This is a genomic window from Secundilactobacillus silagincola, assembly GCF_002583405.1.
In the GTDB taxonomy this organism is placed as follows: Bacteria; Bacillota; Bacilli; order Lactobacillales; family Lactobacillaceae; genus Secundilactobacillus; species Secundilactobacillus silagincola.
Genome location: NZ_BCMJ01000006.1, coordinates 79,920 through 92,835 on the forward strand (window position 1 = coordinate 79,920; position 12,916 = coordinate 92,835).

The following is a 12,916-nucleotide window of genomic DNA, read 5'->3' on the forward strand; positions in this document are numbered from 1 at the left end:
CATGAAAACAGTAAAATTAGGCAATAGTAACTTAAAGGTCTCGCAAATTGGCTTAGGTACCATGGCGTTTGGCCGCTGGATCTCAGAGGCAGATTCAGATGCCATTCTAGACCACGCCGTAAACAGTGGTATTAATCTAATTGATACTGCTGATTACTACGGTCCCGGTCAAGACGAAAAACCCGCTTACGGTGATGGCACATCCGAAACCATTATCGGTAAATGGCTCAACCGTAACTCAGGTGTGCGTTCTCACCTCGTCTTAGCAACGAAGGTTGGTTCAAATACCAATCCTGTCATGAGTAACCCGTCGCTGTCGCGGGAACATATCCTCCAGCAGATTGATTCTTCATTGGAGCGCCTGCAAACCGACTATATTGATCTGTATCAGGCCCACCTGTTCGACAATAATACTCCGTTGGCTGAAACTCTGACCACTCTTAGTGATTTGGTTGATGAAGGCAAAATTCGTTATTACGGTGTCTCCAACTATACCGAATACCAATTGACTCAGGCACTAGAAATCATCAAGGATCGCCGGTTGAATCCGCTAACGTCATTGCAGAACCGCTATAACATCCTCAGTAAGCACGACGATCAAGCGGTCTTAAAGTTAGCCCAGCGCTCGCACGTTGGCTTTCTAGCCTATAGTCCGCTGGCTCGCGGTGTTCTTACAGGTAAGTATCTCAACGGTGCTATGCCAAGTAATAGCCGCGCTGCTCAAGGCGAACCACTCATTAAGGAGTACTTCAATGATGCCGACCAAAAGGCTGTTGAAAAGTTGAGGACTATTTCAGATGAATCAGGTACCTCAATGTCACAACTAGCTTTCGCTGGCGTTTTGTCGGTTCCAGGTATCACTACCGCATTACTGGGTGCAAGCAAGGTCGAATACGTTGATGACGCCATCAAAGCAGCTGATTTAAAGTTGCCGCAAAACGTCATGTCAGAAATTAAATCATTGTAAAATAATAAAAACGAATATGTGCAAAAAACCGGTTGTGGATTATCCACAACCGGTTTTTTGCTATTCTGACCACTCAGTAACCGTAGGTGGCAACAAAAAGCCACGGTTCACTCCTAAACGAAGTAAACCGCGGTTTTAATTTTAAAGATTCAAATTTTAAAGATCCGTATTATGCCTTAACCGTAACCTCACGTGCTAACGCATCGAAAGCACCAAGGGCAGCAGTGGCACCTGAGCCCATGGAAATGATGATTTGCTTATAAGCAGAGTTGGTGCAGTCACCAGCAGCAAAAACGTTTGCTAAACTGGTTGCGCCCTTTTCATTAACGATAATTTCACCCTGTTTATCCATATCAAGGCAATCAGACAGCCAGCTCGTATTTGGAACCAAACCAATCTGAACGAAAACACCATCAACCGATAGTGACTTTGAGTCACCAGTCGCACGATCAGTATAAGTGAGACCATTAACCCGGCCGTCACCTTTAATACTGGTCGTTTGTGCGTTGGTGATCAGATCAACATTATCTAACGACTGTGCTTTAGCAACCAGCACCGCATCCGCTGAAATCTTCGGACCGAATTCTAGCACAGAAACGTGTTTGGCAATCCCAGCCAAGTCGATTGCGGCTTCAACGCCAGAGTTCCCACCACCAATAACCGCAACGTTCTTACCCTTATAAAGCGGGCCGTCACAGTGTGGGCAATAAGCGACACCTTTATTCTTATATTCTGCTTCACCAGGAACGCCGATATTGCGCCAATGTGCACCAGTGGCGATGATCACAGTCCGACCTTGCAACGTGGTATCACCCTTTAATTGAACTTGAACGGGTGATCCTTCAGTCAGACCGGTAACCGTTTGACCGTCAATCAAAGTGACATGGTACTTAGTCATCTGAGCCCGAATATTTTGCATCAGCTGTTCACCTTCGATATAGTCGGTGCCAATCAAGTTCTCAATCCCCACCGTTTCAAGGGGCTGACCACCAATATGGTCGGCTACTACAGCAGTGGATAAGCCTTTTCTGGCAGCATAAACCGCAGCAGAACCGGCAGCCGGACCACCACCAACAATCAATACATCATAGAGTTTGTCAGAAACATCATCGTTAACTGCTGCCAAAGCGGCTTTCCCCTGTGCTTTATTAACCAGTTGTTCCAAGGTTGCGCGACCGTTATGCCATTCTTCACCGTTTAAAAAGACGGTTGGCACGGCCATAATATCGTTAGCTTCTGCTTCATCCTGGAACATCCCGCCTTCGATCATGGTGTGGGTGATACGCGGATTCAGCAGACTCATAATATCCAATGCTTGAACCACGTCTGGACAGTTATGACAACTCAAGCTAGCAAAGGTTTCAAAGTGGAGGTCCTGATCAATCGCCTCGATTTGTTGACGGACTTTCTCTGAAATCTTCGGTGCATGACCGGAAACCTGCAGGAGTGCCAATACGAAGGACTCAAATTCGTGGCCCAGTGGAATCCCCGCGAAGGTAATCCCGGAAGGTGCCGCGCCCTGAGCATCCAACGTGAAACTGGGCTGTCGTTTCAAGTGACCTTCAGCAATCGACAGCTTAGGCGACAAGGCCGCCACTTCGTTCAAGAAGTCGCGGACCTTTGTGCCATTTGCCGAATCACCAGCGTCTAACGTGAAGACCACCGGCTGCTGAAGCAACTGTAAGTAACTGCTCAGCTGTTGTTTTAATTGATCATCTAACATTAAATCTTACCTACAAGATCGAGGCCTGGTGTTAAGGTTTCGGAACCTTCCTTCCACTTAGCAGGACATACTTCGCCTGGGTGGGATTCAACGTATTGACCAGCTTTGATGCGGTCGATGTATTCAGAAGCGTTCCGGCCGATGCCGTCAGCGTTGATTTCAAGTGATTGAACCACACCATCCTTATCTAAGATGAATGTCCCACGTTGTGCCAAGCCGGCTTCTTCATCGAAAACATCAAACATCTTAGCTAATTGGTGAGATGGATCACCAATCATGGCATATTGCAGTTTACCAACAGCGTCTGATTCGTCATGCCACGCCTTGTGAACATAGTGAGTATCTTCAGACACTGAGTAAACTTCAACGCCTAAACTTTGTAAAGTTTCGTATTGATCTTGTAAATCTTCCAATTCGGTTGGGCAGACAAATGAAAAGTCAGCTGGATAAAACATCACAACGCTCCAGTGTCCCTTTAAATCTGCATCGGTAATATCGATGAAATCGCCCTTTTTGTAAGCTTTTGCCTTAAATTCCTCAATCTGTTTTCCTACTAAACTCATGTGAAAACCTCCTTAGAATTTGCTACAAGTTCATTGTACAATGTAATCATTCTAATTTAAAGGGCAATTTAGAATTTTTCTAAGTTTTGATACAAAACACTGATAAGGTTGCATTTTTAACTTTACTAGCTTTATCAAGCGTCCTGACTTCGTTCTAATTCTAACACCGAATTTTTCCAAAATAAAAAACCGCACTCATCATGTACGGTTTTCTAGCAGCCCTTACCGATGCAGCTTCTTCTGCACCAAATCACCGATGGAATCAACCTTTTTAGCCGCGAATACTGTACCGCCGACTAAAACACCACCCACGATCAACGTACTGGCAACCATGAATTTAAATACTGATTGTATGGCATCCATTATATCAGCCACCTTTCTTAAGCGTCATCTTTACGCATTCCAAAGATTACGGAAACAATTACGACTAGGATAACAGCGCCAATAATTGAAGGAATCAGCGCCATTCCTGCTAAGCTTGGACCCCAGGTACCCAGTAATGCCTGACCTAACCATGCACCGATTAACCCGGCAACAATGTTAGAGATCCAGCCCATGGCGGCACCGTGGTTAGTGATTGCTCCTGCAATTGCGCCAATAATAGCGCCAACAATGAGTGACCATAATAAACCCATAGTAATTCCTCCTTATCGACTGAAGTAACCATCATTTTTCTATAATCCCAGAATAGCAAATTTCAACGGGTAAACACCATAAATATGATAATGATTTTTTTATATTAACTATTATCACTAATTTATATCCAATTGAATTGTGCCAGATATTTTAATCGAGAGTGAAATTAAGTTAGAATGGAATCATTCAATTAACAGAAAGTCAGGTGCTCATGTGACTCAACCAATTGATCATATTGAAGTTCGTGGTGGTAGCGTCAATAATCTGAAAAATATCGACGTTGACATTCCACTAAATAAATTTGTGGCTATTTCCGGCCCTTCTGGATCGGGTAAAAGTTCTCTGGCAATGGGCATCCTTTACGCTGAGGGCTCTAGACGGTACTTAGATGCGCTCTCAACCTATACCCGGCGGCGAATCGCGCAGAACAAAAAGTCCCAAGTCCAGTCAGTAAAACACATTCCATCCGCTTTAGCACTACGTCAACGACCGAATATTCCTTCAGAACGGTCTACAGTTGGCTCACTCACTGAGGCCTTCAACGTGATCCGGCTGATTTTTTCACGGTTAGGATCCGTTGTCTGCCCCAATGGTCACCGAATTCCACCAACCATTGAAATTGCTCAGAAGATGGACCTTTCTGGCGACGATATGGGTATGATTACCTGTCCCACCTGTGGCGTACGCTTCATGGCTAACGGTGCTGAAGATTTCTCCTTTAATTCCACTGGTGCTTGTCCCACCTGTCACGGTCTAGGTGTCGTCCGGGAGTTGGATGAATCCAAGTTGATTGGTGACGAAAATCTGACCATTGATCAAGGGGTGGTGGGTTCATGGCACCTGCCCGGTCGTAACTTCATGCCAAAGGTGGTCGCTACTTTGGGCGTTCGCACCGATGTTCCTTACAAAGATCTCACGGACAAAGAAAAAGACATCGTGCTCCATGGTAAAAAGGAAACTCATCCCGTTAATATCAGCTCTGGTACTGGCCGAGTCTTTCACATGGACAACGCACTGTACGAAAATGCTTATGCAGCGGTTGAAGATTCGCTGGACTCAGTGACCAGCGAACGGTCGATTGCGAGGATCAATCAGTTTTACCATTTTTCAACCTGCCCGACTTGCCATGGTTCCCGCCTGAATCCGGAGCGTTTGAAGCAGTTAGTTGGCGGTAAAAACATTGCTGAAGTTGCTGATATGCAACTTAATGATTTAGCAAAGTGGGAGAACGATACTAAAGCGACATTACCCGATGATATGGCGTCGCTGGCTAAAATTCTCTTTACTGAATTAGATGATAATTTGCGCCCATTACTAGAACTGGGACTAGAATACCTCAGTCTTTCTCGTAGCGGTAATACGCTATCAACGGGTGAACTGCAACGGATTCAGCTGGCTCGAACACTGAGAACTGAAACCACCGGCGTGCTCTATGTATTAGATGAACCGTCGATTGGCCTGCATCCGGATAATATTAAGGGGCTGATCAACGTTTTCCGGCAGCTAATTGCGCAAGGCAACTCATTGGTGGTCGTGGATCATGAAGTTGATATCATCTCAGCTGCAGACTGGGTTATCGAAATTGGACCTGGTTCTGGCGATGAAGGTGGCCAAGTAATTGCACAGGGAACGCCAAAACAACTAGTCAATAATCCCCAATCACTGATTGGTCCGTTTATCTCCGGGCATCCCGCTATTCTACAAACTAAACATGTCGCTAAGAATCCTACCGGTCAGACTACCCGTGTTAAAATCAATGATCATTTCAACTTACACCACGTTGATGCTACTTTCCCAGACAACCAGGTAACGGCAATCACCGGCTTTTCTGGTGCTGGCAAGACCAGTCTGATTATTGATTCACTGGTACCCGCTATCCAAGCCCGTAAGAAGCAGCAAAAATTGCCAAAACAAGTAGCTGAACTCACCACTGATTTGCAGGATGTAGTCAGTGTGGATGCCAGCCCAGTGGGTAAGAACGCCCGCTCAACGTTAGCGACCTACACCAACATCATGAATGCCCTGCGACACATGTTCGCTAATTTACCCGAGTCTAAAGCCAAGGGATACGGTATTGCTTACTTTTCTTACAACAATAAGCAGGGTGCTTGCCCCAACTGCGGTGGCCTTGGAAACATCACCCTGGATATTCAATACCTGCCTGATATGGAAGAAGTTTGCCCAGTTTGTCATGGTACGCGATATAAGGACGAAATCCAGCAAATTAAGTGGCACGGTTATTCCATCGTGGATTTACTAAACCTCTCCGTTGAAGAAGCAATCCCCGTATTCAAAGATGTGCCAAAGATCGAGCACCAACTTAAACAACTCAAAGAAGTTGGTCTGGCCTACCTTCACTTAGGTGAAAGTACGCCAACCTTATCTGGTGGTGAAGCACAGCGGCTTAAACTTGTTAGTCACCTGACAAAGAAACAAGCAGGAACTCTGTTTGTCTTTGATGAACCCTCAATTGGTTTGCATCCGTTAGACGTTCAAACGCTCCTGCAAATTATTGACCGTTTGCGCATCAACGGTGCTACGATTCTCATCATCACCCACGATGTTGACTTGATGCTAAACGCTGATTATCTCATCGATATGGGGCCTCGTGGTGGTGCCGCAGGCGGGAAAATTGTTGCTGCTGGTGAACCGTTAACGTTGGTCAAATCCCCTAACAGCTTAACTGTACAGTACTTGGCAAAGCATTGGCAGAAATTCGGTAAACCAGAGAACTAACACTATTTTTGGGGAACGGTAGCTTTCCCCTATTTGACAGTACCCACCCAATCATGTTAGTTTAATAACACAAACAAAAAAGGAGGCCTCGCCCATTGAAGATCTAAGTCAACCGTTAGAACCTAGCACCGTGATTCCCAATATAGGGGAATACTGCGCAGTTCTGGCACTGACCTAGACCTTCTCTAGCGAGCCTAAACGCATGATCACTTTGCGCAAAGCACCTGGAGAATTGTTCTCAGGTGCTTTTTTGATGTCAAAAACTGCCACGGTGCCCGCCAAGAAACCGGAGGACATCTATGTCGACAATTCAAATCACTCATTTAACCTTTGCCTATCCTGGGCAAGCTAACCTATTCACCAACCAAAATTTAAACTTTGACAGTAGCTGGAAGCTGGGACTAACCGGCAGAAACGGGCGCGGTAAAACCACCCTGTTGAACCTCATCCGCGGAAAACTGACGGGTCAAGGCACCATCACCGTGCCACTGACACCGCTGTATTTTCCGCAACCAGTCAAAGATGCGGCTCAAGAGGCTTGGGTCGTTGCTACTGAAGCCAGTACCGGTGAGTTATGGGAAATCCAACGTGAGCTTTCCCTCATGCACACCGATGACGACCTGCTTTACCGCCCCTACGAAAGTCTCTCCGGTGGCGAACAAACCAAGGTCTTGCTGGCAGCGACCTTTGCCAGTCACACCGGTTTTCCGTTGCTGGATGAACCGACTAATCACTTGGATATCAGGGGACGAGACCAGATTGCTGGCTATTTAAAACACGTTTCACAAGGCTTCATCGTCATTTCCCACGACCGTCACTTTTTAGACGCGGCCACGGATCACACCTTAACAATTGAAAAACAGCAGCTGGTTTTGACTCAGGGAAATTATTCGGCTTACGCTCACGCTAAGCAGCTAAAAGACCAGTCGGAATATGCTGAACAAGCTAAGTTGCGCCACGACATTGACCGGTTAAAACAGACCGCAGCCAATAAACGCCAGTGGAGCCAGTCCCGCGAAGGTGATAAATACGGTAATCCGCATCAAAAAGGCAGCGGCGCAGTCTATGACACTGGTTTTATCGGTGCCCGTTCTGCACGAGTGATGCAAAAAGCTAAGAATTTGGAACACCGCATGGATAAAGCCGTTACGGATAAGGAATCACTGCTAAAAAATGTAGAATTCATCGATTCGTTAACGATGAATTACCAGCTGGACCATCACGAAACGTTGCTTTGGGTAAGAAATGTTCAACTCAGTTATGGTGACCATCCGCTTTTGAGTAAACCCGTTAGCTTCGAATTAAACCGTGGTGACCGCCTGGCTCTAATTGGCCCTAACGGCAGTGGCAAATCATCATTGATTGCCGCTATTTTAGGTCAGTTCAAGGGCGATATTACTGGTGAAATTCAACTCACTGAAACTGCCTCACGCAGTCTAGTTCGTCAACATTATCCGGATAATCTAGGTACCCTAAATGCTTTTGCGGAAAAACGGCAGCTAAGCTATCAAGATTTATTAAACAATCTGAAAAAGCTGGGTATGCCACGAACTGCTTTTAAAACACCGATTCAGCAACTATCAGCGGGTCAGCAAAAAAAGGTTGAATTGGCAGCCAGTTTAGCTACCCCAACCAGCCTTTACCTCTGGGATGAACCCTTAAATTACCTAGACATATTCAATCAAGAACAGCTCACCAAGCTTATTCAAAGTGTCCAACCAACGATGCTGGTCACAGAACACGACCGCGACTTCATTGAGGCAATCAGCACCAAAGTCGTGACGCTGTAACTAAAAAGAAACCTGACGTTCAGTTGTTAACTGTTCGTCAGGTTTCTTTTTGCTTAAACAATTATTGAAAAACTCGTCAATTCAACGACCAATCATCTACTAGACTGATCAATACGTTCAACAACTTCAACTAGAAATGCCTTAACTCGCAAGCGGTCTCGCTGATTAGACAAGTTAGCCTGTGCCAGTACGCCAAATACGCCTTCAAGTAAAAACGTACTCAACAGCATGGGATCGTGGGCTCTTCTAATTTTGTAAATGACCGCCGGCGCAGACTCGGTTTCCGCCGTGATATGGGTCATCAGCCAATTCTGCAAAATCCGCTGAGTTTCTGCATAGTGGCGACTGTTCGGATCGACTCTCAAATGAGATAACACATCATAATTATCCATGAAAAAGTCAGCAATTTCGGCTGCCGTATGTTCTTCTTGACCGTCATTCTGCCAGTTTTCTAATAACTTATCAAGAACGGCTTCAGACAAGTCAATTTTATCATGAAAATACCGATAAAAAGTACTGCGCTTGATAAATGCTGCTTCGCAAATCTGAGTAACTTCAATGTTTTCAATCCGGTGAGTTTTTAATAAGGTCAGCATTGCCATCGTAATTTGATTACGCGTACGCAAGCGTGCATATGAGACCATATTGAACCCCCCTTGGGTAGGTAAAAAATATACTCTTGCTCTATTATGTAAATTTTATAACAAGCGACGTGCTGCTGTAAACGCAAATGCTCCTTAAATCACCATTATCTTGGAACATATACCGCCATATGCCGTCAAAACGCACATCAAATTAGTTATGTTCCTTTTATTAAAAAATATAAACAAGGTTAAAAACAGTTTATGGCATCTTTTACACAATTTTTACACATTTCACGCAATTACTTTACAACAATCCCGTACGCTTAGTCTAAATAGAAAGTCATAACGGAGGATGTTCACCATCGTGATTGAAATTATTAAAGCTATTATGTTAGGAATCATTGAAGGAGTCACAGAATTTCTACCAATAAGTTCTACGGGTCACCTCTATTTAGCGAATGAATTTGTCAAGCTCAAGGAACCAACAGCGTTTATTAACATGTTTATGGTTGTTATACAATTCGGTGCCATTATGGCAGTAATTTTCCTATATTTCAATAAATTAAATCCGTGGGCACGTAATAAAGGCAAACTGGAACAGCGGCAGACATGGATGCTGTGGGGGAAAGTTATTCTGGCAGTTTTACCCTCTGTCATTATCGGTCTACCACTAAACGACTGGATGGACGCCCACTTAACCAGTTGGCAAGTCATTTCGGCTACTTTGATTATCTACGGGATTTTATTTATCCTGATTGAAAACTTTAATCGTCACCGAACAGCCACCTTTTCCAACCTGAACCAACTCCCGATTAAACTTGCTATTCTGATTGGCCTTTTTCAGGTCCTTTCGCTAGTCCCCGGAACTTCTCGCTCAGGCGCAACCATTCTTGGTGCCATTATGATTGGCGCTTCTAGATACGTTGCAACTGAATTCTCGTTCTTTCTTGCTATTCCAACCATGTTTGGCGCTTCACTTTTAAAAATGACAAAATACCTGGTTCACGGCAACACCTTTACAGGTATGCAATTAATGGTGCTCTTTACCGGCGTGTTCGTGTCCTTTGTGGTGGCCTATCTCGCCATTAAATTTCTCTTGAACTACATTCAGCATAACGACTTCAAGGCCTTTGGCTGGTACCGAATTATTCTGGGAATTGCCGTAATGGTGTACTTTGGACTCACAAGCTAGCGGTTGATTCTGACAAAATTAGACTGTGCACAATTGATTTTGTGTTACTACCAGCGTACACTGCTATTAAAAAGGAAGTGCTTAAAATGAATACAATTACGGTTACACCCGCAGTCGTTGACTTGTTGAAGCAAAAACACGTCGCCGACAAAACGCTGTTATTGATCACCGATGATGCGGGTGGCAAGTATTCGCTTCAAGGTGGTGCCTGCAGTATTGGCACCAAGTTCACCATCGTGGTTTTAGATCAGCCTGATGATGAATACAACGTGCAACTCAAGAATAACGCCGGTTTATCACTCTACACCTCTGATTACGACGTCTACTTTCTCGGTCAGGGCTTAAAGCTCGATTATCAGAAAAACATGATTAACCTGACCAATAACGGTCAGCTGCTGGACAACAACGTCCTGATTGCTGATGGAAAAGATATTTTAGCTGCTTTTAAGCAGGGTATTTTTGCCAATATTGGCAATTGTTAATTTAAAGAGTGTGAAAACAGGCGTTTAGAGAGTGGAGAATAAGGCAGGGGTAACGGAAATCCAAAACCAGGATTTCCGTTACCCCTGCCTTATTTGCAACTCTCTGCTTGTTTGAGCACGTTTAAGAAGCGTGTACCCCAACGTTAGCTGGTCAGTCAAGAAACCAGCTGAAACTTTTATCAATATCACCTAATGTCACAGCCATTTATTTAACCGCTGCAATTCCTTGCTTCAAACGGTTCAACCCGTCCATCAGCCGTTCCTTCGGGCAGGCCACGTTCATCCGTAGAAATTCACGGCCATCACCGCCGTAAACCGTACCATCGGAAAGAAACAGGCCGGTTTCTTGGCGGATAAACTGTTCCAGCTTGTCGGAAGGCATGCCAACTTTGCTAGTATCTAGCCAGACCAGATAAGTCGCGTCGCCTGCCACAACCTTTACACTCGGAACATTTTCTGCCACAAACTTAGCAACGGTCTGTTTGTTGTCCTCGATGTAAGCCCGCAGATCATGAACCCATTGATGGCCCTTGGTATAGGCTGCAATCGTCGCCGGGATTGCGAATGAATTAGGTTCGGCCAGTTCATCCGTGTTGAGTCCGCGGTTAACGACTGCTCGTAACGTTTCGTTAGGCACAATGACCGTTGCAGCGTGCAGTGCAGCCACGTTGAAAGTCTTACTTGGCGATACCGCAACGACACAGTTCTGTTCGTTAACTTTATTCACTGATGCAAATGGCGTATAACCCTTGTCCGGTGCGGTGATATCACCGTGAATTTCATCGGAGAGCACAACCACATGATGCTTAGCAGCCAGTTCGCCGATGCGCGCCAAAGTATCCGCCGACCAAATCATGCCAACCGGGTTATGCGGATTACATAAAATCATCAACGTTGTGAGCGGCTCAGCCATCTTGGCTTCTAAGTCTCTCCAGTCAATGTGGTAAGTGTCTTGATCATCCAAAACCAAATCACTAGAAAGCACGTGCCGACCGTTATTTAGAATTGAGTTGTAGAAGATATTATATACTGGCGCTTGAACCAACACGTTGTCCCCAACATTGGTCAACCGTCTGACTGATGAGGAAATCGTGGGAACGACTCCGGTAGAAAAAATCATCCAATCCGTCTCAGGTCGCCAGTTATGTTCACTTTCGTACCAGCTCTGAACCGCATCAAAGTAAGCTTGGGGCACTTCTTCATACCCAAAAATACCGTTTTGAGCTTTCTGCTGAATCGCTTCAACAATTGCAGGCAAAGTTTGGAAGTCCATGTCGGCTACCCACATCGGCAGCTCGTTATCTTTAACATCCCACTTGACTGAGTTAGTATGCCGCCGGTCAATTAATTCTGAAAAATCCGTCATGCCGTTTTCCTCCTGACGTTAATTTTGATTGCTGACTTATCGATGTCCGGATCATCAAGGATCACTTCACCAATTGCGGGTGCGTTGATGACGCCGTTCACTGGATTCTTCACACTATCAATCGTGGTGATCACATCGGCATTGACGTCCGTACAATATTCGAATGCCAAATCGGTATTCACTAGTGAACAGTTCTCCAACGTTAAATCATCCACGTAGCAAAGTCCTTGGTCGCTTTCAATCCAGCAGTTCACAAAGCGAATATGTTTCGAATTCCAAGCCAAGTATTCGCCCACTAGCGTAGAATCATAAACCGTTACGTTGTCGCAATTCCAGAAAGCATCATGGGTTTCAAACGTGGAGTTATGAACTTCGATGTTCTTACTGCCATCAAACGCATAGTTGCCACTCAACTTCAGATGATCAACCACAACGTTCTCACAGTTTTTACCAAAATAATCACCCGTTGCTGTAATGTGATCCAGCTTAACATCATTGCACCACCACAGCGTTTCGGCAGCATCGCTCATGGTAAGATTAGATAACTCTGCATGGTTAACATGCCGGAACGTTTTGGTTGCTTCGATCATGACGTTATCCATTTTCAGATTTTTGGTATACCAGATACCAGCGTGAGCTTCCACCTTCAAAGTGCTTTGAGAAACGTTGATATCATCGGCATACCATAGCGGATACTTCCATTTGAAAATATTATGCTCAATATTTAAATGCTTGCTGTGCTTTAATGGCGATTCACCATTCTGAAACGTACTGTTTTTTATGTTGAGGTCGTGAGCTTTAAACAACGCTCGTTCGCCTTCAAAAACTTCTTGATTAATTTCTTTCACAATCGTTACCTTCTCAATTTATGTCGTTA

General features: G+C 44.9%; 12 protein-coding genes. 5 read left to right on the forward strand and 7 right to left on the reverse strand.

What is annotated here, in order from left to right; genetic code table 11:
* The first annotated feature begins 1 nt into the window (after nucleotide 1).
* Nucleotides 2-967, forward strand: coding sequence for an aldo/keto reductase (locus tag CES82_RS08365; RefSeq protein ID WP_098825345.1), 966 nt, complete (start codon nucleotides 2-4; stop codon nucleotides 965-967).
* Nucleotides 968-1,136: 169 nt separating this feature from the next.
* Here the strand turns inward: CES82_RS08365 and ahpF are convergent, their stop codons facing one another.
* The 4 genes from ahpF to CES82_RS08385 all read right to left on the reverse strand — a co-directional run bounded on the left by ahpF (nucleotide 1,137) and on the right by CES82_RS08385 (nucleotide 3,888).
* Nucleotides 1,137-2,690, reverse strand: coding sequence for an alkyl hydroperoxide reductase subunit F (gene ahpF, locus CES82_RS08370; protein WP_098825347.1), 1,554 nt, complete (start codon nucleotides 2,688-2,690; stop codon nucleotides 1,137-1,139).
* A complete protein-coding gene (gene ahpC / locus CES82_RS08375) occupies nucleotides 2,690-3,253 on the reverse strand; it encodes an alkyl hydroperoxide reductase subunit C (RefSeq protein ID WP_098825349.1) in 564 nt (187 codons plus the stop codon). Before ahpC ends, ahpF begins: the two co-directional genes overlap by 1 nt.
* 222 nt (nucleotides 3,254-3,475) lie before the next feature.
* A complete protein-coding gene (locus CES82_RS08380) occupies nucleotides 3,476-3,616 on the reverse strand; it encodes a hypothetical protein (protein ID WP_098825352.1) in 141 nt (46 codons plus the stop codon).
* Between the two features lie 17 nt (nucleotides 3,617-3,633).
* Nucleotides 3,634-3,888 carry a GlsB/YeaQ/YmgE family stress response membrane protein gene (locus CES82_RS08385; RefSeq protein WP_098825354.1) on the reverse strand — a complete coding sequence of 85 codons (255 nt, stop codon included), beginning with the start codon at nucleotides 3,886-3,888 and terminating at the stop codon, nucleotides 3,634-3,636.
* 214 nt (nucleotides 3,889-4,102) lie between these two features.
* Between CES82_RS08385 and CES82_RS08390 the strand changes: the two genes are divergently transcribed.
* Nucleotides 4,103-6,625 (forward strand): AAA family ATPase, encoded by a 2,523-nt coding sequence (locus CES82_RS08390; RefSeq protein ID WP_098825356.1) that lies wholly within the window; start codon nucleotides 4,103-4,105, stop codon nucleotides 6,623-6,625.
* A gap of 299 nt (nucleotides 6,626-6,924) precedes the next feature.
* Nucleotides 6,925-8,415, forward strand: a complete 1,491-nt coding sequence (gene abc-f / locus CES82_RS08395) for a ribosomal protection-like ABC-F family protein (RefSeq protein WP_098825357.1) — start codon at nucleotides 6,925-6,927, stop codon at nucleotides 8,413-8,415.
* 92 nt (nucleotides 8,416-8,507) lie between these two features.
* Here the strand turns inward: abc-f and CES82_RS08400 are convergent, their stop codons facing one another.
* Nucleotides 8,508-9,059 carry a TetR/AcrR family transcriptional regulator gene (locus CES82_RS08400; RefSeq protein ID WP_098825359.1) on the reverse strand — a complete coding sequence of 184 codons (552 nt, stop codon included), beginning with the start codon at nucleotides 9,057-9,059 and terminating at the stop codon, nucleotides 8,508-8,510.
* Nucleotides 9,060-9,363: 304 nt separating this feature from the next.
* Between CES82_RS08400 and CES82_RS08405 the strand changes: the two genes are divergently transcribed.
* Together CES82_RS08405 and CES82_RS08410 are read left to right on the forward strand one after the other, a co-directional pair.
* The gene (locus CES82_RS08405; RefSeq protein WP_180245705.1) at nucleotides 9,364-10,191 is read left to right on the forward strand and encodes an undecaprenyl-diphosphate phosphatase; all 828 of its coding nucleotides are present in this window, start codon (nucleotides 9,364-9,366) and stop codon (nucleotides 10,189-10,191) included.
* Nucleotides 10,192-10,277: 86 nt separating this feature from the next.
* Nucleotides 10,278-10,673: an iron-sulfur cluster biosynthesis family protein gene (locus tag CES82_RS08410; protein ID WP_098825363.1), complete on the forward strand. Its 396-nt coding sequence runs from the start codon at nucleotides 10,278-10,280 to the stop codon at nucleotides 10,671-10,673.
* 205 nt (nucleotides 10,674-10,878) lie between these two features.
* Here the strand turns inward: CES82_RS08410 and CES82_RS08415 are convergent, their stop codons facing one another.
* Both CES82_RS08415 and CES82_RS08420 read right to left on the reverse strand, forming a co-directional pair.
* A complete protein-coding gene (locus CES82_RS08415; RefSeq protein WP_098825365.1) occupies nucleotides 10,879-12,039 on the reverse strand; it encodes a MalY/PatB family protein in 1,161 nt (386 codons plus the stop codon).
* Nucleotides 12,036-12,887, reverse strand: coding sequence for a DUF3737 family protein (locus CES82_RS08420; RefSeq protein ID WP_180245706.1), 852 nt, complete (start codon nucleotides 12,885-12,887; stop codon nucleotides 12,036-12,038). Before CES82_RS08420 ends, CES82_RS08415 begins: the two co-directional genes overlap by 4 nt.
* Nucleotides 12,888-12,916 lie beyond the last annotated feature (29 nt).

Bases quoted from the DNA above. Each gene is read 5' to 3' on its own strand.
- CES82_RS08385 (WP_098825354.1), bottom strand. From the start codon at position 3,888: ATGGGTTTATTATGGTCACTCATTGTTGGCGCTATTATTGGCGCAATT.
- abc-f (WP_098825357.1), top strand. From the start codon at position 6,925: ATGTCGACAATTCAAATCACTCATTTAACCTTTGCCTATCCTGGGCAA.
- CES82_RS08415 (WP_098825365.1), bottom strand. From the start codon at position 12,039: ATGACGGATTTTTCAGAATTAATTGACCGGCGGCATACTAACTCAGTC.
- CES82_RS08365 (WP_098825345.1), top strand. From the start codon at position 2: ATGAAAACAGTAAAATTAGGCAATAGTAACTTAAAGGTCTCGCAAATT.
- CES82_RS08380 (WP_098825352.1), bottom strand. From the start codon at position 3,616: ATGGATGCCATACAATCAGTATTTAAATTCATGGTTGCCAGTACGTTG.
- ahpC (WP_098825349.1), bottom strand. From the start codon at position 3,253: ATGAGTTTAGTAGGAAAACAGATTGAGGAATTTAAGGCAAAAGCTTAC.
- ahpF (WP_098825347.1), bottom strand. From the start codon at position 2,690: ATGTTAGATGATCAATTAAAACAACAGCTGAGCAGTTACTTACAGTTG.
- CES82_RS08400 (WP_098825359.1), bottom strand. From the start codon at position 9,059: ATGGTCTCATATGCACGCTTGCGTACGCGTAATCAAATTACGATGGCA.
- CES82_RS08410 (WP_098825363.1), top strand. From the start codon at position 10,278: ATGAATACAATTACGGTTACACCCGCAGTCGTTGACTTGTTGAAGCAA.